A 21,726-nucleotide genomic window follows, 5' to 3' on the forward strand; every position below is an offset into this window, starting at 1 on the left:
GGCACCATCCCGGGGCGAAGGCGCTTCGCCCTGCACCATCACGGCACCCCGGCCCCGGCCGGGGTGCCGATTCTCATCGGCCGAAGCACCTCTAAGAGGCTGATACCCATAGAGAAAATCTACTACTGGCAGGCCGATTGCTTGATGTGCATCAAGCATTGGTGGACGTGGACCAGGCTCCCTGGGAGTACGAGTGCGTCGAACCGCGCCTTCAACGCCGAAGGCACTGTTCCCCGTATTCGCTACGACATGAGGTCGCCCCCATGGAGATCCGCAACAAGGCGAACCGCATTCGCCTGCTGAGCCTCACCACGCCCCAGATGCGCGCCTTCCACTTCTCGTGGTTCGCCTTCCACATCTGCTTCTTCGGCTGGTTCGGCATCGCCCCGCTGATGGCGGTGGTGCGCGAGGATCTCGCCCTGACCCAGACCCAGATCGGCAATACCATCATCGCCTCGGTGGCCATCACGGTGCTGGTGAGACTCCTGGTCGGGGTGCTCCTGGATCGTCTCGGACCGCGCCGCACCTATACCGGCCTGCTGCTGCTCGGCGCCCTGCCGGTGATGGCGATCGGCCTGGCCGACAGCTTCGAGGCCTTCCTGCTGGCCCGCCTGGCCATCGGCGCCATCGGTGCCGGCTTCGTGATCACCCAGTACCACACCAGCACCATGTTCGCGCCCAACGTGGTGGGCACCGCCAACGCCACCACCGCCGGCTGGGGCAACCTGGGCGGTGGCACCACCCAGATCCTGATGCCGCTGATCTTCTCCGGCCTCCTGATGCTCGGCGTCAGCGAGACCCTGGGCTGGCGACTGGCCATGCTGGTGCCGGGCGTGGTGATGGTCATCACCGGCCTGGCCTACTGGCGCTTCACCCAGGATGCCCCCGACGGCGACTTCCGCGAGCTGCACCGCACCGGGGGCACCGCCCGCAAGCCGGGCTTCCTCGCCGTGGCCCGAGACATCCGTGTCTGGGCGCTGGGCCTGGCCTATGCCCTCTGCTTCGGGGTCGAGCTGACCCTGCACAACATCGCCGCCATCTACTTCTTCGACCAGTTCGACCTGACGCTCGCCAGCGCCGGGCTGATCGCCGGCCTGTTCGGCATGATGAACCTCTTCGCCCGCACCCTGGGCGGCGTGGTGTCCGACTACAGCGCCCGCCAGGCCGGCCTCAAGGGGCGAGTGCGCTGGCTGTTCGTGGCGCTTAGCTGCTCGGGGATCGCCCTGGTCGCCTTCTCCCAGGCCCAGTTCCTGCCGCTGGCCATCGCCCTGCTGATGGTCCTGGGGCTCTGCTCGCAGATGGCCTCCGGGGCCACCTTCGGCGTGGTGCCCTTCCTCAACCGCCAGGGCCTGGGCACGGTGGCCGGCATCGTGGGCGCCGGCGGCAACATCGGCGCTGTGGCCGCCGCCTTCCTGTTCCGCGCCGAATCGATCGGCTATCAGCAAGGACTCTTCGTGCTCGGCGTGGTGGTCCTGGCGCTGGCCGCCTGCGCCCTGCTGGTGCGTTTCTCCGCCGCGGACGAGGCCCGCGAGGCCCAGGCCTACCGCGACGCCGCGGGCGAGGAGGCCGCGACCGCTGCCCTGTCGACGCGCTGAGACCCGTGCCAGGCGCCGGTTCGGGTGACATGGAACCCACCCATCCGGGCGGCCTGGCATGCGGCTTGCTTAGTCAGTATCGGCATCGACTCCCGATGAGGTTACGACCATGACACCCGCCCAACGCCTGCTCCTGGCAGCCAAGCGCTGCGACATCGATGACCTGGAACACCTGGCCGCCGTCGGCCAGGTCGTGGGCGACATCAGCCGCTTCATCCATGCCCTGCAGAAGGAGCGCGGTGCCACCAGCATCTACCTGGCCTCGGGCGGGGCACGCTTCGCCGCTGCCCGACTGGAACGCCTGGAGGAGTGTCGTGCCCAGGAACAGGCCATGCGCCAGCGCCTGGACGGCCTGGCCAACCCCGGCGGACGGGGCCCCGCCAGCGCCCGGCTGCTGCGGCGCATCGCCGGCGCCCTGCAGGCCCTGGACCGGCTGGACGCCGTACGAGAGGAGATCGCGACCCTGAAGACCGGCTCCGACCAGGCGACCCGGCATTTCAACCGGCTGATCGGCAGCCTGCTCTCGGTGGTCTTCGATGCCGCCGATACCGCCAGCGACCCCGAGATCACCCGTGCCCTGGTGGCCATCTTCCACTTCATGCAGGGCAAGGAACTGGCTGGCCAGGAACGCGCCTGTGGCTCCGCCGGTTTCACCGCCGGCAATCTCGACGCCTCGCACCGCCGGCTGCTCCGACACCTCATCGAGGCCCAGGGCCGCTGCTTCGACACCTTCCTCGAGTTCGCCTCCAGCGACGCCCGGAAGCGCTGGGAGAGCGACATGCCCGGCCGCACCCTGGCCGGCATCCACCACCTGCGCGAGATCGCCTGCCGCGACACCCCGCTGCCGGACAGCGCCACGGCCCTGGGCGAGACCTGGTACGAGCTGACCACCCGGCGTATCGACGCCATGCAGCGGGTCGAGGCTCATCTCGCCGAGGAGCTCGCCAGCCTGTGCCGGGAGAAGATCGCCACCGCGCGCCAGGCCCTGGCCGAGCCGGCCCGCCACGGCAAGGAGCGGACGGTGTCGGAGGAGGACGCCGATGCCTGCCGGCAGCTGGTGGAGCTGCTCGACGACGACCATGCCCACGAACTGGGCGAGCTGACCGCCGGCCTGGTGACCTCGCCGTTCAACCGCTCGCTGATCGAACTGATGCGGGCCCAGGCCGGACACCTGCAGGGGCTCAGCGACGAGCTGGAGAACACCCGCAAGGCACTGCGCGAGCGCAAGCTGGTGGAGCGCGCCAAGGGCGTGATCATGGCCAGCCGTCAGATGACCGAGGAACAGGCCTACGCCTTCATGCGCAAGACCGCCATGGACCAGAGCAAGAGCATGGCCGACCTGGCCAACACCATCCTCGATCTCTCCGATATCCTCGCACCGCCCACCCAGCCCTCTGTCTGATCCACACCGGCCTCGACCACAGACGACCGGCGCTGCTGCCCCTGCGTGTCTAGACTGGAAAGGCGCGGCGCGACTACCCCGTCGCCGGTGTTCTGGAACATGAGGGAGGAATCGACATGCAGGATGGAATGACCGCCCGTGGCAACTGCCTGTGCGGCGCCGTGAGGATCTCGGTGCAGGCCGGTCGGCAGAATCTGGGGGCCTGCCATTGCCGGATGTGTCGCACCTGGGGCGGCGGGCCGTTACTGGCCCTGGAGACCGTCACCCGAGTACAGATCGAGGGTGAGGAGAACGTCAGCGTCTACACCTCCTCGGAGTGGGCCGAGCGGGGGTTCTGTCGCCGCTGCGGCACCCACCTCTTCTATCGCCTGAAGACCGGTGACCACTACGCGATCCCTGTGGGGCTGGTGGATGGCGGCGAGGCCTGGACCTTCGACACCCAGATCTTCATCGACGAGAAGCCCCCCTGGTATGCCTTCGCCAACGAGACCCACAACCTCACCGGCCAGGAGGTGTTCGCAGCCTTCCAGGGCGACAACGGTGACTGAGCGAGCGTGGAACCCAGGCAAAGGGTGGCCCACGCGCATCGGGCTCGTCCGCCTCGACGCCCGCCCTACCGTTACTCGAGTGACGCGGCATCCCTGGGGATACCCGGGCATTGCGGCGTGGGGCGGGCGTCAGATGAGCATGATGCAGATAGCACCTCCTCGACCATGCTCGCCAATACGATCGTACTATTTTTCTCATTCAATTTCAGTAGCCTATCGGCCTACCCATTGAATATTGATCGTGTTAAACCCTGTCGATACAACAAGATATCTTCACGCACCTAGCCATCAGGTCTGTTTCCAAAACACCCAACAATGTAACACTACTTTACATAAAAAGGCGAAGCGACAATACTTCCCGTGGCTCCCGTTACCGCAATAGCACTAAGCTCCAGATACCAGGATGGATGTCTCTCCTATACTGTCGCTTTTATCCAACGCAACATCGTCCTCATTAGGCGACACCATTTGACATTCTCCCTCGTGAGGGAGGAGGGCATGAGCAATATGGTTACGAGGACAAGAGAGACCGGGCAAGGTGCATCCTTTTTTCTTGGTCACCGACCTGACGGTCTCAGGATACAGGAAACGATGATGATGACGGATACATCACGACGACTGTTGCTGGTGGGAAACAAATGGATGTCTCGCGACATCATTCAGTCGATGATGCCCTACGATTGGGCCATCAGCCATTCGGAAACCCCCAAGGATGTGACGAGTCACGCTACCGAAGATGACTATCACGTCGGCGTCATCCTTCTCGACGCCAATATCGCTCGCTATCAAAGGTCGCTGGAAGAGCTGATCTGCCGAAAGAAAATGTGCTGGCTCGCCATCCTCGACAGAAGCCTCCTCGACCATCCGGATATTCGCCAGTTCATACATCAGGCCCTCTACGCTTATCAAACGCTTCCCCTGGACCCACAAAAGACCAACGCCCTGCTCGAGTCTGCCCTGGACATGGTCGCCGTCTCCCCACCGGACGACATCGGGGGCACCGGGTCATCACATCGCGCCAACGAGTACAGCATGGTCGGTAATTCCACCATGATGACCCGGCTCTACCAGGCAATCGACAAGATCGCCGCCGTCGATGCACCAGTATTGATAACGGGGGAGTCGGGTACCGGGAAGGAGCTGTCGGCACGTGCGATACACGAACACTCGATGCGTCGCGAGGGCCCCTTCAACACGATCAACTGCGGCGCCCTGCCATCCGGCCTGATCCAGTCGGAACTCTTCGGGTACGAGAAGGGATCCTTCACCGGTGCCAATCACGGCAAGGCCGGTATCATCGAATCGACGAGCGGCGGCACCCTGTTTCTCGATGAGATCGGCGATCTTCCGCTTGACATGCAGGTCAACCTGCTACGCTTTCTGGAGAATCATCGTGTCATGCGGGTGGGTGGCTTGAAGGAACTCCCTGTCGATGTACGCGTGCTCGCCGCGACCCATGTCGACCTGGAGAAGGCCGTCGAGGAAGGACGCTTCCGCGAGGATCTGTATCACCGCCTCAACGTCCTGCAGGTGAGCACACCGGCGCTGAGAGAACGGCCGGAAGACATCGAACCCCTCGCGAGGTTCTTCTTCCGGAAATTCTCACGCGAAAGATCGGCCGGAGTCCGTGGTTTCAGCCAAGAAAGCATGATCCTGATGCGGCAATATGACTGGCCAGGCAACATCCGCGAACTCGTCAACCGGGTAAGACGGGCCATGGTCATGTGCGACCAGCGCCTGATCGCGCCAAAGGATCTGGGCCTCGAGCGGCGCCAGTCAGCCTTTCGGCAGGCCGTCACCCTGGAGCAGGCGCGCGATATCGCCGAACGGGAGGCGATCGGGGCCGCCCTGGCACGCAACAAGCAGAAGATACTGCATGCGGCACGGGAGCTGGGCGTCTCCCGGGTCACTCTCTATCGACTGATCGACAAGCACGGCATTGATCGACATGGCGTATCGGCCGATGATGAAGAAGCAGACCTGCCACCCAGGGTCATCCCGATGCCGTCACTCTGACCCCAGTGCCGTCTGCCCCAGGCAATGACAACACCAAGCAACAAGGGAACCACCGCATGGCATTCACAACAAAGCAAGTCGTCTCCGCCACCGGTCTCGTATCGCTACTGGGATGTAGCCTGGCATGGGCCCAGCCCGCATCCCAAGGGCAGGGCACCGCGCCGGCACAGCCCGTGGGGCAGCAGCCCCCGGAGCAGGAGCTGCAGCCCGAGGTCCAGGCCATCGCCGACTTCGGCGGTGTCTTGACCCCACGCGGCAGGCTGGTGCTGGAACCCGAGTTCCAGTACTCCCACGAGAGCATCAACCGAATGACCTTCGAAGGCGTCGAGGTCCTGAGTACCCTGCTGATCGGCGTCTTCACCGCCCAGGACCTGGACCGAGACAGCTATACGGCGGCCCTGACCGGCCGGCTGGGCGTCACCGACCGGCTGGAACTGGAGATGAAGCTGCCCTATGTCTATCGAGACGAAACGGAGCGCGTCACCGTCGCCGAGGTAGACCCTTCCTTCGATCTCGATCGTGAGCTATCGGGCAACAGCCTGGGCGATATAGAACTGGCCGCCCACTACCAGCTGAACCGCGGCCAGGGCGGCATGCCCTTCTTCATCGGCAACCTGCGCTACAAGTCGACCACCGGCGAGGGTCCCTTCGATATTCGCCGCAACAGTGCGGGCGTTCCCCAGGAGCTACCCACCGGCACCGGCTTCCACTCCATCGAACCCAGCCTCACCATGCTCTTCCCCTCGGCGCCCGCCGTCTACTTCGCCAACCTGGGCTACGCCTTCAACCTGGAGGACGATGTCGGCAAGCGTGCCGGTGACATCAGCGTGGGCGAAGTCGATCCCGGCGATGCCGTGCGGCTGAGCTTCGGTATGGCCTACTCAATCAATCCCAGAACCTCCTTCACCCTGGGCTACAAGAACGACTTCATTGGCGAGACGGATACCGAGTATGTCGACGAGGATGGAAACTCCGTGCGACAAAGCTCCAATACCCTGAATGTCGGCTCGATGCTGCTGGGCTGGTCCTACCAGTTCAACCAGGACGTCTCCGTCAACCTGGGCCTGGAGTTCGGTATCACCGACGATGCCCCGGATACCCTGCTGACGCTGCGCATGCCGTTCGGCATGAATGTCTTTTAGGCCACTCATGCCTGCCTGAGCGCAGACACAAGGAGAGGCTGCCATCGAGGCAGCCTCTCTGCGTTACAGCTCAACGAATGATGCCGGAAAAGGAGTCGATGATGGCCGCCCGCTGCTTGGCGGCGCGCAGCTCACCGACGTTGCTGAGATGCACGCTGACGTCGATCGCCTGCTGGATGTTCTTGCCGGAGGCGTTACTGATCACGCCGCTCAGGATAGCATTCCGGGAGATGTTGTGAAGGGCCGCCGTAAAGCCCTGTTCATCCTGCAGGGTGATGCCCGAGAAGTTCTCGAGGCCGGAGAGATTCACATTGTCGGGCGTGACCTCGGTGACCCTGATACCGGAATCGGGTCCCACGCGTATGGCAGACCCCGTCAGGTCCTCGAAGGTCTGGGAGAGGACCCGGGGCTCCCCGGTGCGGGTGAAGTTGAGGCGCGTCACCAGTTGCACCTTGTCGTCGATCAGGCTACGCAGTTCGGCGCCGAAATCCAGTTCCATGCCCGCGATATTGAAGCCACCGCGCAGTTGCGCCATCTCGCTCTCGTCCATCACCACGCCGCGATGATAGACGTCATCCGGTGAGCCCCCTATTTCCTCGCTTCCAGAGGCGGACCATGACAGCACGCTGCCCACCAGCAGGCACGTCCCCATGACGGTGCACAGCGGCGTGCCACGCCTGGTTCGCTTCTCCCCTTCATACACATCGGCGTTCATTGGCTGACTCCTCGAGGGCACTCGACTTCAGCGCCCCATCTCATTCCTGCCTGGAAGGGTAAGGAAGGTGGCACCCAGACTCGAACGATGCACGCCCTGCTCGACCGGCGAGTCGGGCCGCACGGCCCAGTCCCGCTCGTGATTGAAGTTCTGCTGAGCGACTTCCAGTTCGGCTCGCGCACCGAGCACGGTACCGTTCCAGAGATGCTCGAAGTGCTCCTTGGGCACCACGACCGTGCCTGCCGCCGGGTCGCCCACCAGCATATTACGCTCGTCGATACCCTTGACCACCACGAAGTGCTTGTAGCCACCGGTATCCACCATAGTGATCGCCGGCACACCGATCCTGACGAAATCGTCCAGGGCGATGCGAAAGCCATCGGAGTTCAGGCCCTGGCGATCCAGATAGCGCTTCATATCCAGCATCGAGAAGCCATGCCGCTGGATCTGTTCGGCATCGCCGGCGCGGATCATCCACTCGAAGACCTCCGCCTCGGTGGTGTCCCGGTCGTAGTGATAGGTCAACAGGGTCGCCACGGCCGCCGATCCGCAGCTGAAGTCATACTCCTGGCGTACCACCCTGTCCCAGCCCAGCTCCTGCAGGCTCTTCGCCTCCACCTGGAAACGGCCGAACGCCCCGGCGATGGTCACCGGACCGGCATGCGCCATCATCGGCCCCAGCATCAAGCCGGCGGCGAACAGTGCCGTGAGAATCCGTATGCGCATAGTCTCCCCCACGCGGTCATGGATGGTGAATGACCGTATCGTCATTCCGAGATGAAGACACTGATGCCGACGGCATTGTTGATGGAGTTGCCATTGCCGGTCACCGCGCTGAAGATCCCGGTGCCGCTGTAGCCGCCCATGGCGTTGGCATCGAAGTTGATGTTGCCCGACACCATATTGCCGTTCACCACATTGAACGACGAGTCACTGACCGTCGACTGCATCTCCTGGATGCTCTGGACATTATTGAGCTGCAGAATATGCCGGTCCTTGCCGCGCGTTTCGCGAAGCTCTCCTGCCGCCAGGCTTTCCATGGCAGCGAAGCCCTGCGACGACGCTTGCCGGCTATCGGCCAGAACGGAGACCGATGTACCCAGCGTCAGCATCAGTGCTGCCCCCGCCGCAAGTATCGAGAGGGGACGATGACGATATCCCATTGAATGATCTGATGTCGCTTTCATGGCCAGGACTCCCTGGTATCCGGTCCAGATGGCTGATTCACCGAGGGAGCCGGTGGGGGACCCACCGGCTCCCGGTTCAGCAGCGCTACTACCGCTCGCTGCCCCTCAGTTGCCGATGCTCACATTGCTGTGAGCCGCGACATTGGTACCGGCGACCTGGGAGTTATAGAGGCCGGTGGAGACGTTCATGTTGCTGATACCACCGAACACCCCGCCCGCGGCGACGGACACATTGGCCGCCCCGGTGGCCAGGCTGGCAGCACCGCCATCGCCACCGTTACCGCCGTTGCCGCCGTTGCCGGCATAGGCGTAGGCATCGCCATTGGTGGCCATGCCGCCACCGCCGCCACCGCCATTGCCGTTACCGCCGTTACCGGCCATGGCATCGGCGTTGCCGCCATTGCCACCGTTGCCGGCCAGGGCAGCCCCCTCGCCGGTACCGGTACCGGTACCGGTGCCGCTGCCGGCACCACCATCGCCCGAAGAGGCGCTAGCGGTAGCCGCAGAGTCGGCTGCAGCATCCTGGGCGCCACCGGCAGTGTTGTCATCATCGACGTCGTCGTCGGCGATGATAGCGGCGATATTGGCAGCCAGGGAATCGGAGTCAGCGCCGGCGCCGGAACCAGTGCCACCGCCTACACCGACGCCAGTGCCGGTACCCAGGCCGACGCCGGTGCCGTTGGCATTGCCGCCATCGTCGCCTTCACCACCAACGGCAGCCGCCAGGCCACCGGCACCGCCGGTGCCGGCACCGCCGGTGCCGCCGGCGCCGATGCCGATATTCGCTGCTGTCGCGCTACCACCGGTGCCGCCCGCGGCCCCAGTAGCACCTGTGCCACCGTTGATATTGATGCCGGCACCGATCACGGTGGAGTTCATCTCCTGCAGCGAGATCACGCTGGTAGAGGTGTTGTAGGACTCGCTCATGGCCCAGGCATCGCCGCCACGGCCTACGGAGCCGCCATTGCCGCCGGTGCCGGTGCCTTCACCATAACCGCCGGTACCGTCACCGCCGGTGCCTCCGGAAAGCTCATTGTCATCGGAGCTGTCGTCGAAGACGCCAACGGCACTGGCATCTCCACCACTCCCTGCGCCACCGAAGCCAAGGCCAGTACCAGCCCCACCATCGGCACTACCGCTATTGCCACCCACGGCGACAGCGTTGGAATCCACATCCTGATCTGCATTATCCGAGAAGGTCGCACTCGGGTTGGCATGGGCGGTGGAGACCGCCATCACCAGCGCCACCAGAGGCGTGCCTGCAACTACCAAATACTTTTTCATGATCGCTGCTCCTAACTTCAGTTCGACTGGGCCTTCGTTGCATTTCTGCGTCGTACTGCGAACCGGTGTCACTGCATCGAAGGCAGTCAGCCCTTGAACGTCGATACCCGCTCGCAGTCACTGATCCCTTGAGCACGATCCATGCCAGCACCCCCCGCAGGAGCCATGAAAAACCTTTCAAAAACAACTGATTAAATTATTTTAACATTGCGTTACACAGCCTGACGTCGGCCTGCCGCCGCTCGGCACGCGAGGAATAGTGTTAAGGGCGTGAAACAGGCCTGGGCATCGCAACGGCCTGCGAGGCGCTCCGGAGGGATAAAGAGTCGGGGAAACAGCTCAGTAGCGGCGAGGCCGAGGAATGCAAAGGCGGCGTTACATGACGCCGCCTGGAGGGGAGAATCGCCTGGAGAATAGCCGGGCGGTCAGGAAGCAACTTATTGAAACATCAGTGGTTCGCGACCCCGTCCGACAGCAGGCACGCCGACGCCACCGGCGAGGTGGCCACCATGTCGACCACGCTGCCCACCACGATCAGGCAGGGCGAGGGCAGCGGCTCGGCGGCCAGCCGCTCGGGCATATCGGCCAGGGTGCCGACCAGCGAACGCTGCCCGGGCAGGCTGGCGTTGGCCACCAGCATGATCGGCCAGTCGTCGGGGAGCCCGGCACCGCGCAAGCCGGCACAGATAGCTGCCACCTTGGCCAGCCCCATATAGAACACCAGGGTCTCGTCGCGGCGGGCCAGCGACTCCCAGTCCGGCTCGCCCCCCTCGCGACATTGCTGGGCGGTGACCAGGCGCAGCTGCTGGGCATGGGCACGGTCGGTTAGCGGGATGCCCATGGCGGCGCAGGCCGCCGAAGCGGCGGTGATCCCCGGCACGATCTCGGCGGGAATGCCGGCCTCGGCCAGGGCGGCGAGTTCCTCGCCCATGCGCCCGAACACGCCGGGGTCACCGCCCTTGAGGCGTACCACCGCCTTGCCCTCGGCGGCCAGGCGCGCCAGCAGTGCGCCGATCTCCGCCTGGGGCACGCTGTGGTGGCCGCTGGCCTTGCCCACGTCGTAGCGCTCGCGACCGGCGGGGATCAGCGCCAGCACCGCATCGCCCACCAGGCGGTCGTAGACCACGGCATCGGCCTCGCGCAACAAGCGCGCGGCCCTGAGGGTCAGGAGTTCCGCGTCGCCGCTGCCCGCTCCCACCAGGTAGACGGTACCAGGACGGCATTGCCCCTCGCCCAGCGACGGAATAGCCGGTGCCTCGCGATGGGCCAGGCCGATCAGCCAGCGCCCGGCCCCCTCGGCCAGGCGCGCCAGCAGCCCGGCCGCCACGCGGGCCGGCTCAAGCGACATCAACGACTTCGGGCCGTGATTCAGAGTGCGCATTGGCCCTCTCCTCTTCGATCAGGGACTTGAGTTCGGGAACGCAGCTGCCGCACTGGGTGCCGCAGGCCAGCCGGGCGCCCAGCGCCTCGACGCTGCTGTCACCGTCGCGGATCGCCGCGACGATGGCCTTCTGTCCCACCTGGTGACAGCTGCACACCACCGGGCCGGTATCGGCGGCCCCGTCGTCGCAACCGGCCAGCAGGCGGCGCCGGCGGTCGGCCGCCAGGGCCTCGCCGCGCTGGGCCTCGGCGAAACGTTCGTCGAGCCAGACCAGGCCCGGCAGCTCGGTGGGTGGCCCCACCATCAGCCACCAGCGCAGCCGGCCGTTGTCGATGCCGGCGGCGCGCAGCCGGCCGCCGGCCGGGTCCTCGCACCACAGCGCCGGCGTCACCGGCAGCGCCCGCTGCACCCAGGCCAGCCAGTCGCGTCCTGCGCTCCGCGGCTCGCCGGCCAGTTGCCAGCGCTGGCAGTGGGCCAGGGGAATGCGCGCCCAGTAGGCGGCCCCGTCACGCCAGCCGTCTCCCTCGGCCAGGTCGGGCGCCACCAGCAGGGTGGCCTCCCAGGCGATGGGCAGCGGCGCCAGGGCCACGGCGCCATGCTTGGACTCGGGCTGGCCCGAGACGGGGTCGAGATGGGCCTCCAGCAGGCTGCCCATGCGCGCCGCCCCGCTGAAGCGGTCGGTCCAGTGCATGGGCACGAACACCTCGCCGCGGCGCTGGCCGCGCGCCACCCGCACCCGGCCGAGGTAGTCGCCGCCGGCGCCGGAGAGCCGCGCCAGCTGCTGGTCGACGACGCCGTGCGCGTCGGCATCCTCCGGGGTGATCTCGATAAAGGGCTCGGCACGATGGTTCATCAGCCGCGGCGACCGGGCGGTGCGCGTCATGGTGTGCCACTGGTCGCGGACCCGGCCTGTGTTGAGGCGCAGCGGCCGGGTCTCGCTGAGCGCCTGCTCGGGGCCGCGCGGCCGCACCGGGATCAGCCTGGCCAGGCCATCCGGGGTGGCGAAGCGGCCGTCCTCGAACAGCCGCGCGGTGCCGTGGGGCGCCACGGCGTTGACCGGCCACTGCACCGGCGCCAGGGCGTCGTAGGCGGTGCGGTCGAGCCCGGCCAGGGCCGAGATATCGAACAGGCGGGCCCCATCGTTCTCGAATCCCGACAGCCGGGCGTGCTCGTCGAATATCTCGCCGGGGTGTGAATAATCGAAGGCCTCGCCGAAGCCCAGGCGCTTGGCCACCTCGACCAGGATCCACCAGTCGTGGCGCGCCTCGCCGGGCGGCGGGAGCAGACCACGCTGGCGGGAAATGCGTCGCTCGGAGTTGGTCACGGTGCCGTCCTTCTCCGACCAGGAGGAGGCCGGCAGCACGATATCGGCATAGGGCAGCAGGTCGGTGTCGGCCATGCACTCGGAGACGATCACCAGCGGGCACTTCTCGAGTGCCGCCCGTACCCGGTCGGCCCGCGGCAGGCTCACCGCTGGGTTGGTGGCCATGATCCACACCGCCTGGACCTCGCCGCGCTCGATGGCCTCGAACAGTTCCACGGCCTTGTGCCCCGGCCCCTCGGGCAGGGTCGGGACGAGCGATTCGGTCGTCCAGAAGCGGGTCACCCGATCGATGGCCCCGGGGGTGTGGTAGTCCATGTGGGCGGCCAGCTGGTTGGCCAGGCCGCCCACCTCGCGGCCGCCCATGGCGTTGGGCTGGCCGGTGATCGAGAAGGGGCCCGCGCCGGGCAGGCCGAGCTTGCCGCCGGCCAGGTGGCAGTTGATGATGGCGTTGCACTTGTCGGTGCCGCTGGAGGACTGGTTGATGCCCTGGGAGTAGAGGGTCACCACGTGCAGCTGGCTGGCGAACCAGTAGTAGAGGGTTTCCAGGCGCTCGGGGTCGACGTCGCAGTCGGCGGCCACGGCGGCCAGCGAGGTATCCTCCTCGCGAGCGGCGACCAGCGCCTCCTCGATGCCCCGGGTATGCTTCTCCAGATAGACCGGGTCGAGCCTGCGCTTGTCGGCCATCCACGCCAGCAGGCCGTTGAACAGCCGGGCGTCGCTGCCCGGGCGGATGCCCAGGTAGAGGTCGGCGATCTCGCAGGTATCGGTGACCCGCGGGTCGATCACCACCACCCGCATCAGCGGGTTGCGGGTCTTGGCCACCTTGAGGCGCTGGTAGAGCACCGGGTGGTTCCAGGCCAGGTTGGAGCCCACCAGCACCACCAGCTCGGCTTCCTCCAGGTCCTCGTAGCTGCACGGCACGGCGTCGGCACCCAGCGAGCGCTTGTAGGCGGCCACCGCCGAGGCCATGCACAGCCGCGAGTTGGTATCCAGGTGCGGCGTGCCGAGGAAGCCCTTGAACAGCTTGTTGGCGACGTAGTAGTCCTCGGTGAGCAGCTGGCCGGACAGGTAGGCCGCCACCGACTCGTCGCCGTGGGCGCGTCGAGCCTCCGTCAGGCGGCTGGCCACGGCGGAAAGCGCCGTGTCCCAGTCCACCTCGACGCCGTCGACCCGTGGCCGGGTCAGTCGCCCGTGGTGGCCGAGCGTCTCGTGCAGGGCCGAGCCCTTGACGCACAGCCGGCCGAAGTTGGCCGGGTGATCGGTGTCGCCGGTGACGTCGACGATCCGCTCACCGTCAAGCGATGCCATCACGCCGCAGCCGACGCCGCAGTAGGGGCAGGTCGTTCGTGCCTGGTGCATGGCGTTTCCTCCACCTCCGAAACGAAAGACGCCCGGTCCCGCCCTGCTGTGAGGACGGGGTGCCGGACGCCGTTGTCTGGTGGACGGGACCCACGTTGGCCCCATCCTGCTGCCCAGGTACTAGCAGGATCCATGCCATCCTGTCCCGAAGGTGCGCCGCGGGGGGCCTCGAGGCTCGCCGGCCCTCCGCGCCTGCCGCCCCGGCCGGCCGAGGATCGCACCATCCTGGGTCCCGGGATCGCTGCACTGCACCACCCTGACCCACATCCGGTGAGCCATCCCCGCGAAATGGCCCAGCAATGCCTGGAACGGTGATTGCATGGTTATGCCAAAAAAGTGCCACCGACATGCCAGACCGAGACGGAGCAAGCCACACGCCATGCCATCCTCACTGAAAGTCCTGCTGGTCGACGACGAGGTCGTCCGCGCCGCCATGGTGGAGGAGGCCCTCGTCAACGAGGGCCACGAAGTGATCTGCCGGCTGAGCTCCCCGGCCAGCCTCAACGCGATGGTCGACCGCCACCAACCCGACGTGGTGATCATCGACATGGAATCCCCCGACCGCGATGCCCTGGACAGCATGTCGCTGCTCAATCGCGAGAATCCCCGCCCGGTGGTGTTCTTCGCCGACGAACACGACCCCGAGACCATGCAGGCCGCCCTCCAGGCCGGGGTCAGCGCCTATGTGGTGGACGGCCTGGTGCCGGGCCGCGTGCGATCGATCATCGAGGTAGCCATCGCCCGCTTCGACGCCTTCCAGTCGCTGCGCAGCGAGCTCGACAAGACCCGCAACGAGCTCAGCGAGCGCAAGCGCATCGAACGCGCCAAGGGGCTGTTGATGAAGCACCAGGGCTGCGACGAGGCCCAGGCCTACCGCATGCTGCGCAAGCTGGCCATGGACCGTGGCCAGCGCATCGCCGTGGTGGCCGACAGCGTCATCGACGTCCTCGAAAGCCTGAACCTGCCCAAGGGAGACCAATGATGACCGCCACTGCCACCCCACCGGAGCTCTCCCGCCTGACGCTGGGCTTCGTGCCGCTGCTGGATGCCGCCCTGCTGGTCGTCGCCCGGGAAGGCGGCTTCTTCGCGGCGCAGGGCCTGGAGGTGGCCCTGTCCCGCGAGAACGCCTGGTCGACGCTGCGCGACAAGGTCGCCGCCGGCCTGCTCGACGGTGCCCAGATGCTCGCCCCCCTGCCGCTGGCCATGAGCCAGGGGCTGGGGCGCGCGCCCTGCGACACCCTGGCGCCCCTCACCCTCTCCCGCAACGGCAACGCCCTGGTGCTCGCCACGCCCCTCAGCGAGGCCAGCGGCGCCGAGCTCGGCGAGACGGCGCGGAGTAGCGCCGCCGCCCTGGGCCGCTGGCGGCGCGGCCAGGAGGCCGACCCACGCTTGCGCCTGGCCATGGTCTATCCCTTCTCCTGCCAGCACTACCAGCTGCGCGACTGGCTACGGCTGGGCGAGCTCGACCCCGTCGCCGACGTGGAACTGGTGGTGCTCCCCCCGCCGCGCATGGTCGAGGCCCTGGAAACGGGGATCATCGATGGCTTCTGCGCCGGCGAGCCCTGGGGCAGCCTGGCCGCCCACCGCGGGTTGGGCCGCCTCGTCGCCACCGGCGCCCAGCTGTGGCCCGACCAACCGGAGAAGGTGCTGGGCGTGACGCGCTCCTGGGCACGCCGCTATCCGGCCACCCTCGCCGCCCTACTGCGCGCCCTCCAGGCGGCCGCCGCCTGGCTGGAGGCGTCTCCCGAACATCGCCACCGTACCCTGGGGTGGCTCGCCCTGCCGCCCTATCTCGACCGCGCCGTGGCGCATCTCGATGCCCTGCCCCTGGACGCCGCGCCCATCCACCAACGCCTGACCGGCCGGGCCACCCTGCGCCCCGACCCGGCCGCCGCCGAGCGCCTGGTCGCCCCCCTCGAGGAGACGCTGGCCCATCACGGCCGGCACCTCGACCCCGCCACCCTGGCGGAGTGCTACAGTCCCGCGCATTTCGACGCCGCCCTGCACCCCTGATGTGCATCGACAGGCCGAAGCGATCCGCCACGCCCCTCTCAATCCACAAAACAATATATTGAAATTAAAGGATTAAATCGACAATAGCGGCATACTGGCCGGATTCTTGAAACTCACGGGTCAGCAGCGATCAATGGCGATCGCCCTTCTTCTTGACGACGACGTCTCTCGCCACCCCACCGGGGCGGCCTGGGGCGTCTTTTCTTTTTTCGGGAGGTCAATCCGATGCCATCGCGATCCCACGACCCGACCCGGGACCATCTGGTCATCGTCGGTAACGGCATGGCCGGCCACCGGCTGGTGGAGGCCCTGCTCAAGCGCGACGACCGCCCCGCCCGCATCACCGTGATCGGCGAGGAGCGTACCCCGGCCTACAACCGCATCCTGCTCTCGCCGCTGCTGGCCGGCGAGATGGAGCGCGACGCCCTGACCCTGCGCGAGGCCGACTGGTACGCCGAGCAGGGCGTGGAGCTGGTGCTCGGCGAGCGCGTCGAGGAGATCGATCGCGCGGCGCAGCGGCTCACCACCGATGCCGGCCGCCGTCTGGACTACGACCGTCTGGTGCTGGCCATCGGCTCGCGCCCGGCCATGCCCCCGCTGCCCGGCCTCGACCTCGAGGGCGTGCACGCCTTCCGCGACCTGGACGACGCCGCGGCGCTGACCCGCGCCGCCGAGGGCGGCGGCAACGCCGTGGTGATCGGCGGCGGCCTGCTGGGCCTGGAGGCGGCCGAGGGACTGCGCAAGCGCGGCATGGACGTCAGCCTGATCCAGCGCGACGACCGCCTGATGAACCGCCAGCTCGACGCCACCGCCGCCGCCCTGCTGGAGGACGAGCTGAGCCGTCGCGGCCTGACCATCCACACCGAGGCGAACATCGCCCAACTGGTCGACGACGGCCGGGGGCATGTCGCCGAGGTGCATCTCGAGGACGGCACCCGGTTGTCCGCGGGCTGCGTGGTGGTGGCCATCGGCATCGTGCCCCACGCCGAGCTCGGCCGGGCGGCCGGCCTCGAGGTGGAGCGCGCCATCCTGGTGGACGAGCACCTCACCAGCTCCGACCCGGCGATCCACGCGCTGGGCGAGTGCTGCCAGTTCGAGGGCCAGCTCTACGGCCTGGTCGAGCCGATCTGGCGCCAGGTCGAGGTGCTTGCCGACCGTCTCTGCCAGCATCCGGACGCGCCACCCGTGGCCGGCTACGCGGAGGCGCCCACCGCCACCAAGCTCAAGATCAGCGGCGTGGCGCTCTACGCCTTCGGACCCATTGATCCCGACGCCGACCACGAGGTGCTCGTCTATCGCGACCCGGCCCAGGGCGACTATCGGCGCCTGCTGCTGCGCGACGGCCGCCTGGAGGGAGCGGTGCTCTATGGCGACACCGCCATGGGTCCCTGGTACTTCGCCCAGGCCCTGGCCGGCACCGACCTCTCCGCCTGCCGTCAGGCGCTGCTGCTGGGCGCGGCCGACGCCGACGCCCTGCTCGACGAATCCGATTCATCGCCAAGCCCCGCAAAGGAGGCCGCATAACATGTCCACGCAACAGCAATTGATCGTCATCGGTAACGGCATGGTCGGCCACCACCTGGTCGAGCAGCTGGTCGAACGCGGCGCCCATGAGCGCTACGCCATCACCGTGTTCGGCGAGGAACGCCACCTGGCCTACGACCGGGTCCACCTCTCCGAATACTTCAGCGGTCGCGACGCCGACTCCCTGGCGCTCTCCACCGCCGACTACTACGCCGAGCACGGCATCGAACTGCGCCTGGCCGAGGCGGTCACCGCCATCGACCGCGACGCCGGCGAGGTGGTGACCCCCGAGGGCCGCTATCCCTATGACCGCCTGGTGCTGGCCACCGGCTCCTTCCCCTTCGTGCCACCGATTCCCGGCAACGACCGCGAGGGCTGCCTGGTCTACCGCACCCTGGACGACCTGGACGCCATCCGCGCCGCCGCCGAGAACGCCGCCACCGGCGTGGTGGTGGGCGGCGGCCTGCTGGGCCTGGAGGCGGCCAACGCCCTGCGCGGCCTGAATCTCGACACCGCCGTGGTGGAGTTCGCCCCGCGCCTGATGCCCATGCAGGTCGACACCGAGGGCGGCACCCTGCTGCGCGAGAAGATCGAGGCACTGGGCGTCCAGGTACTCACCGAACGCGCCACCCAGCACATCGAGGACGGCGTGGACGCCGCCCATCGCATGGTGTTCCAGGACGACAAGGTGCTGGAGACCGACCTGATCGTGTTCTCCGCCGGCATCCGCCCGCGCGACGAGCTGGCCCGCGACTGCGCCCTGGAGATGGGCGAACGCGGCGGCGTGGTGATCGACGACCGCTGCCTGACCAGCGACCCGGCGATCCTCGCCGTGGGCGAGGTGGCGCTGTGGAACCAGAGCATCTTCGGCCTGGTGGCCCCCGGTTACCGGATGGCCCGCGCCGCCGCCGACACCCTGATGGCCGACGTCCTGGAACGCAGTCCCGAGACCTTCCGCGGCGCCGACATGTCGACCAAGCTCAAGCTGCTGGGCGTCGACGTGGGCGCCATCGGCGACGCCCACGGCAACCAGAACCCCGGCGCACGGATGTTCCGCTACCTGGACGAGATCAAGCAGGAGTACCGCAAGCTGGTGGTCTCCAGCGACGGCAGGAAACTGCTCGGCGCCATGCTGGTGGGCGACAACGACTACTACGAGTCGCTGATGCAGTACTACGCCAACGGCCTGGAGCTGCCCGAGGATCCCGCCTCGCTGATCCTGCCATCCAGTGAGGGCGCGCCGGCGCTGGGCCCCGACGCCCTGCCCGACACTGCCACCATCTGCTCCTGCCACAACGTCACCAAGGGCGATATCTGCACCAGCATCGATGCCGGGGCCGTGGACCTTGCCACCGTCAAGGGCGAGACCAAGGCCAGCACCGGCTGCGGCGGCTGCGCGGCCCTGCTCAAGAGCGTCGTCGACCATGAGCTGGAGAGTCGCGGCGTGGAGGTCGACCAGTCGATCTGCGAGCACTTCGCCCATACCCGCCAGGAGCTCTACGACATCGTCCGCGTGGAGGGCATCAAGACCTTCGGCGAGTTGATCGAGAAGCACGGCCAGGGGCTCGGCTGCGACATCTGCAAGCCGGCGGCGGCCTCCATCCTGGCCTCCTGCTACAACGAGCCGATCACCGATGCGGCCCACGTACCGCTGCAGGACACCAATGACACCTTCATGGCCAACATGCAGAAGAACGGTACCTACTCGGTGGTGCCGCGCATCGCCGGCGGGGAGATCACCCCCGACAAGCTGGTGGTGCTGGGCCAGGTGGCACAGAAGTACGACCTCTACACCAAGATCACCGGCGGCCAGCGCATCGACCTGTTCGGCGCGCGCCTGGAGGACCTGCCGGCGATCTGGGGCGAGCTGATCGAGGCAGGCTTCGAGACCGGCCACGCCTACGGCAAGTCGGTGCGCACCGTGAAGTCCTGCGTGGGCAGCACCTGGTGCCGCTACGGCGTGCAGGACAGCGTGGGCATGGCGATCAAGCTCGAGCATCGCTACAAGGGGCTGCGCTCGCCCCACAAGCTGAAGTTCGCCGTCTCCGGCTGCACCCGCGAGTGCGCCGAGGCGCAGAGCAAGGACGTGGGCGTCATCGCCACCGAGAACGGCTGGAACCTCTATGTCTGCGGCAACGGCGGCATGCGCCCGCGCCATGCCGAGCTGTTCGCCACCGACCTCGACGACGAGCAGTTGATCCGCACCATCGACCGCTTCCTGATGTTCTACGTGCGCACCGCCGATCGCCTGCAGCGCACCTCGGTGTGGCGCGAGAACCTCGAGGGCGGCCTGGACTACCTCAAGGAGGTGATCCTCGACGACAGCCTGGGCATCAATGAGGAGCTGGAAAGCCAGATGCAGGCCGTCATCGACACCTACGAGTGCGAGTGGGCGGGCGCCATCAGCGACCCGGAGAAGCTCAAGCGCTTCCGCAGCTTCGTCAACGACGAACGCCCGGACCCGGACATCATCATGACCAGCGAGCGCGGGCAGCTCCGCCCTGCGTGAAGGAGTCCCTTTCATGACCACCGCAACTGCAGCAGCGAGCACCATGACCCAGACCTGGCAAGCCCTCTGTGACCGCGACGACCTGGTCGAATTCTCCGGCGTCGCCGCCTGGATCGAGACCGCCGGGGGCCCCGCCCAGGTGGCCCTCTTCTACCTGCCCGGCCACGCCACCGAGCTCTACGCCGTGGACAACCACGACCCCTTCTCCGGCGCCAATGTCATCGCCCGCGGCATCGTCGGCGACCGCCAGGGCGAGCCGGTGGTGGCCTCGCCGCTCTACAAGCAGCACTTCCGCCTCACCGACGGCCAGTGCCTGGAGGACGATGACGTGAAGCTGCGCACCTGGCCGGTCGACTTCGACGGCGACCGGGTGGTGCTCCAGGCCTGATCGCCCACTGGGGTCTGGCTCCCTCCCCCCGCCACGGCATATGCTGGGGCGAGGAGACGGCACCACGGGAGGGAGCCATGCGCGAACGCAAGCGGATCGACCTGGCCCTGCAGGGCGGCGGCGCCCACGGCGCCTTCACCTGGGGCGTGCTGGATCGCCTGCTGGAGGACCCGCGCCTCGAGATCGAGGGCATCAGCGGCACCAGCGCCGGGGCCATGAACGGCGTGGTGATCGCCGACGCCCTGGCCCGCGGCGACGAAGCGACCGCCCGCGAGGCCCTGCACGACTTCTGGAAGGCGGTGAGTCACGCCGGCATGGCCAGCCCCGTGCGGCGCACCCCGCTGGACGTCTGGCTCGGCAACTGGAGCCTCGACCACTCGCCCGGCTACCTCGCCCTGGACCTGATGAGCCGACTGGTCTCCCCTTACCAGCTCAATCCGCTGGACCTCAATCCGCTGCGTCACCTCGTCGCCGAGCGGGTCGACTTCGAGCGCGTGCGTCGCTGCCCCGACCTCAAGCTGTTCGTCGCCGCCACCAACGTGCGCAGCGGCAAGCAGCGCATCTTCTCCCGCGAGGAGATGAGCCTCGACGCGGTGATGGCCTCGGCCTGCATGCCGACGCTTTTCCGGGCCGTGGAGATCGACGGCGAGGCCTACTGGGACGGCGGCTACATGGGCAATCCGACGCTGTTGCCGCTGATGCAGCACTGCGCCTCCCGGGACATCGTCATCGTCCAGATCAACCCCATCCAACGCCCCGAGCTACCCACCACCGCCGCCGACATCCTCAACCGCCTCAACGAGATCACCTTCAACGCCTCGCTGATCAAGGAGGTACGCCTGATCGATACCCTGCAGCGGCTGCTGGGCGATCAGGGCATCGACATCGGCTGCTATGCCGGCACCCTGCTGCACCGCATCGGCGGCGACGGGGCCCTGGCCGACCTCTCGGTATCGAGCAAGCTCAACGCCGAATGGCCTTTCCTCTGTCACCTGCGCGACCAGGGCCGCCAGGCCGCCGGAGAGTGGCTCGACGCGCACTTCGATGCCCTGGGCGCCCGCTCCACCCTGGACGTGGAGAGCGTCTACCGGGATACCGAGACGGTACGCTGAGGCAGCGTTGACCTACCGCATTGCAGCACCGGAGGCCGGCATCCATGCTGACATTACCGCTTCACGACGGTCCAATGACGCAGGAGCCATGACGAGAGGAGGTGAGCCACCGCGATAACGTAGTGACGCCGTCGGCTGCCTGTCACCGGAGTGCAATCAGGCGCTGACAGTGTCGACACGGAGACGTCATCTTTTTCGACGTCCGTCCCGCGACATGAGGAGAGCTG

The 21,726-nt window shown here is 67.1% G+C and carries 17 protein-coding genes; 11 read left to right on the forward strand and 6 right to left on the reverse strand.

What is annotated here, in order from left to right; all coding sequences use genetic code 11:
* Window positions 1-263: 263 nt before the first annotated feature.
* From QWY80_RS17310 to QWY80_RS17330, 5 genes are all read left to right on the forward strand, one after another.
* Window positions 264-1,595: an MFS transporter gene (locus QWY80_RS17310; RefSeq protein ID WP_290234332.1), complete on the forward strand. Its 1,332-nt coding sequence runs from the start codon at window positions 264-266 to the stop codon at window positions 1,593-1,595.
* Between the two features lie 109 nt (window positions 1,596-1,704).
* The gene (locus QWY80_RS17315) at window positions 1,705-2,997 is read left to right on the forward strand and encodes a nitrate regulatory protein (RefSeq protein ID WP_290234335.1); all 1,293 of its coding nucleotides are present in this window, start codon (window positions 1,705-1,707) and stop codon (window positions 2,995-2,997) included.
* 116 nt (window positions 2,998-3,113) lie between these two features.
* A complete protein-coding gene (locus QWY80_RS17320) occupies window positions 3,114-3,545 on the forward strand; it encodes a GFA family protein (protein ID WP_290234337.1) in 432 nt (143 codons plus the stop codon).
* 498 nt (window positions 3,546-4,043) lie between these two features.
* Entirely contained in the window at window positions 4,044-5,561 is a 1,518-nt protein-coding gene (locus QWY80_RS17325; RefSeq protein ID WP_290234340.1) for a sigma-54 dependent transcriptional regulator, read from the forward strand.
* A gap of 56 nt (window positions 5,562-5,617) precedes the next feature.
* Window positions 5,618-6,703, forward strand: coding sequence for a transporter (locus tag QWY80_RS17330; protein WP_290234344.1), 1,086 nt, complete (start codon window positions 5,618-5,620; stop codon window positions 6,701-6,703).
* Between the two features lie 70 nt (window positions 6,704-6,773).
* Here the strand turns inward: QWY80_RS17330 and QWY80_RS17335 are convergent, their stop codons facing one another.
* From QWY80_RS17335 to QWY80_RS17360, 6 genes are all read right to left on the reverse strand, one after another.
* Window positions 6,774-7,418 carry a hypothetical protein gene (locus QWY80_RS17335; RefSeq protein ID WP_290234348.1) on the reverse strand — a complete coding sequence of 215 codons (645 nt, stop codon included), beginning with the start codon at window positions 7,416-7,418 and terminating at the stop codon, window positions 6,774-6,776.
* 27 nt (window positions 7,419-7,445) lie between these two features.
* Entirely contained in the window at window positions 7,446-8,144 is a 699-nt protein-coding gene (locus tag QWY80_RS17340) for a C39 family peptidase (protein WP_290234350.1), read from the reverse strand.
* Window positions 8,145-8,185: 41 nt separating this feature from the next.
* A complete protein-coding gene (locus QWY80_RS17345; RefSeq protein WP_290234354.1) occupies window positions 8,186-8,605 on the reverse strand; it encodes a hypothetical protein in 420 nt (139 codons plus the stop codon).
* Between the two features lie 105 nt (window positions 8,606-8,710).
* Window positions 8,711-9,889, reverse strand: a complete 1,179-nt coding sequence (locus tag QWY80_RS17350) for a hypothetical protein (protein ID WP_290234357.1) — start codon at window positions 9,887-9,889, stop codon at window positions 8,711-8,713.
* 448 nt (window positions 9,890-10,337) lie between these two features.
* On the reverse strand, window positions 10,338-11,270 hold the full coding sequence (gene cobA, locus QWY80_RS17355; protein WP_290234361.1) for a uroporphyrinogen-III C-methyltransferase: 933 nt from the start codon (window positions 11,268-11,270) through the stop codon (window positions 10,338-10,340).
* Complete coding sequence (locus QWY80_RS17360) at window positions 11,227-13,953, reverse strand: nitrate reductase (protein ID WP_290234363.1); 2,727 nt, start codon at window positions 13,951-13,953, stop codon at window positions 11,227-11,229. The genes cobA and QWY80_RS17360 overlap by 44 nt, the downstream gene beginning before the upstream one ends.
* A gap of 379 nt (window positions 13,954-14,332) precedes the next feature.
* Between QWY80_RS17360 and QWY80_RS17365 the strand changes: the two genes are divergently transcribed.
* From QWY80_RS17365 to QWY80_RS17390, 6 genes are all read left to right on the forward strand, one after another.
* A complete protein-coding gene (locus tag QWY80_RS17365) occupies window positions 14,333-14,935 on the forward strand; it encodes an ANTAR domain-containing response regulator (RefSeq protein ID WP_290234366.1) in 603 nt (200 codons plus the stop codon).
* The gene (locus QWY80_RS17370; RefSeq protein WP_290234369.1) at window positions 14,932-15,966 is read left to right on the forward strand and encodes a CmpA/NrtA family ABC transporter substrate-binding protein; all 1,035 of its coding nucleotides are present in this window, start codon (window positions 14,932-14,934) and stop codon (window positions 15,964-15,966) included. Before QWY80_RS17365 ends, QWY80_RS17370 begins: the two co-directional genes overlap by 4 nt.
* A 225-nt stretch (window positions 15,967-16,191) precedes the next feature.
* A complete protein-coding gene (locus QWY80_RS17375; RefSeq protein WP_290234372.1) occupies window positions 16,192-17,490 on the forward strand; it encodes an NAD(P)/FAD-dependent oxidoreductase in 1,299 nt (432 codons plus the stop codon).
* 1 nt (window position 17,491) lies between these two features.
* Window positions 17,492-19,999, forward strand: coding sequence for a nitrite reductase large subunit NirB (gene nirB, locus QWY80_RS17380; protein WP_290234374.1), 2,508 nt, complete (start codon window positions 17,492-17,494; stop codon window positions 19,997-19,999).
* Window positions 20,000-20,012: 13 nt separating this feature from the next.
* The gene (nirD, locus tag QWY80_RS17385; RefSeq protein WP_290234377.1) at window positions 20,013-20,387 is read left to right on the forward strand and encodes a nitrite reductase small subunit NirD; all 375 of its coding nucleotides are present in this window, start codon (window positions 20,013-20,015) and stop codon (window positions 20,385-20,387) included.
* 77 nt (window positions 20,388-20,464) lie between these two features.
* Window positions 20,465-21,499 carry a patatin-like phospholipase family protein gene (locus QWY80_RS17390; protein WP_290234380.1) on the forward strand — a complete coding sequence of 345 codons (1,035 nt, stop codon included), beginning with the start codon at window positions 20,465-20,467 and terminating at the stop codon, window positions 21,497-21,499.
* Window positions 21,500-21,726: the final 227 nt, after the last annotated feature.

This window comes from Halomonas ramblicola, assembly GCF_030409215.1.
Taxonomy (GTDB): Bacteria; Pseudomonadota; Gammaproteobacteria; order Pseudomonadales; family Halomonadaceae; genus Halomonas; species Halomonas ramblicola.

Excerpts from the sequence above, each read along its gene's own strand:
- QWY80_RS17310 (WP_290234332.1), top strand. The coding sequence starts at position 264 with ATGGAGATCCGCAACAAGGCGAACCGCATTCGCCTGCTGAGCCTCACC.
- QWY80_RS17315 (WP_290234335.1), top strand. The coding sequence starts at position 1,705 with ATGACACCCGCCCAACGCCTGCTCCTGGCAGCCAAGCGCTGCGACATC.
- QWY80_RS17320 (WP_290234337.1), top strand. The coding sequence starts at position 3,114 with ATGCAGGATGGAATGACCGCCCGTGGCAACTGCCTGTGCGGCGCCGTG.
- QWY80_RS17325 (WP_290234340.1), top strand. The coding sequence starts at position 4,044 with ATGAGCAATATGGTTACGAGGACAAGAGAGACCGGGCAAGGTGCATCC.
- QWY80_RS17330 (WP_290234344.1), top strand. The coding sequence starts at position 5,618 with ATGGCATTCACAACAAAGCAAGTCGTCTCCGCCACCGGTCTCGTATCG.
- QWY80_RS17335 (WP_290234348.1), bottom strand. The coding sequence starts at position 7,418 with ATGAACGCCGATGTGTATGAAGGGGAGAAGCGAACCAGGCGTGGCACG.
- QWY80_RS17340 (WP_290234350.1), bottom strand. The coding sequence starts at position 8,144 with ATGCGCATACGGATTCTCACGGCACTGTTCGCCGCCGGCTTGATGCTG.
- QWY80_RS17345 (WP_290234354.1), bottom strand. The coding sequence starts at position 8,605 with ATGAAAGCGACATCAGATCATTCAATGGGATATCGTCATCGTCCCCTC.
- QWY80_RS17350 (WP_290234357.1), bottom strand. The coding sequence starts at position 9,889 with ATGAAAAAGTATTTGGTAGTTGCAGGCACGCCTCTGGTGGCGCTGGTG.
- cobA (WP_290234361.1), bottom strand. The coding sequence starts at position 11,270 with ATGCGCACTCTGAATCACGGCCCGAAGTCGTTGATGTCGCTTGAGCCG.
- QWY80_RS17360 (WP_290234363.1), bottom strand. The coding sequence starts at position 13,953 with ATGCACCAGGCACGAACGACCTGCCCCTACTGCGGCGTCGGCTGCGGC.
- QWY80_RS17365 (WP_290234366.1), top strand. The coding sequence starts at position 14,333 with ATGCCATCCTCACTGAAAGTCCTGCTGGTCGACGACGAGGTCGTCCGC.
- QWY80_RS17370 (WP_290234369.1), top strand. The coding sequence starts at position 14,932 with ATGATGACCGCCACTGCCACCCCACCGGAGCTCTCCCGCCTGACGCTG.
- QWY80_RS17375 (WP_290234372.1), top strand. The coding sequence starts at position 16,192 with ATGCCATCGCGATCCCACGACCCGACCCGGGACCATCTGGTCATCGTC.
- nirB (WP_290234374.1), top strand. The coding sequence starts at position 17,492 with ATGTCCACGCAACAGCAATTGATCGTCATCGGTAACGGCATGGTCGGC.
- nirD (WP_290234377.1), top strand. The coding sequence starts at position 20,013 with ATGACCACCGCAACTGCAGCAGCGAGCACCATGACCCAGACCTGGCAA.
- QWY80_RS17390 (WP_290234380.1), top strand. The coding sequence starts at position 20,465 with ATGCGCGAACGCAAGCGGATCGACCTGGCCCTGCAGGGCGGCGGCGCC.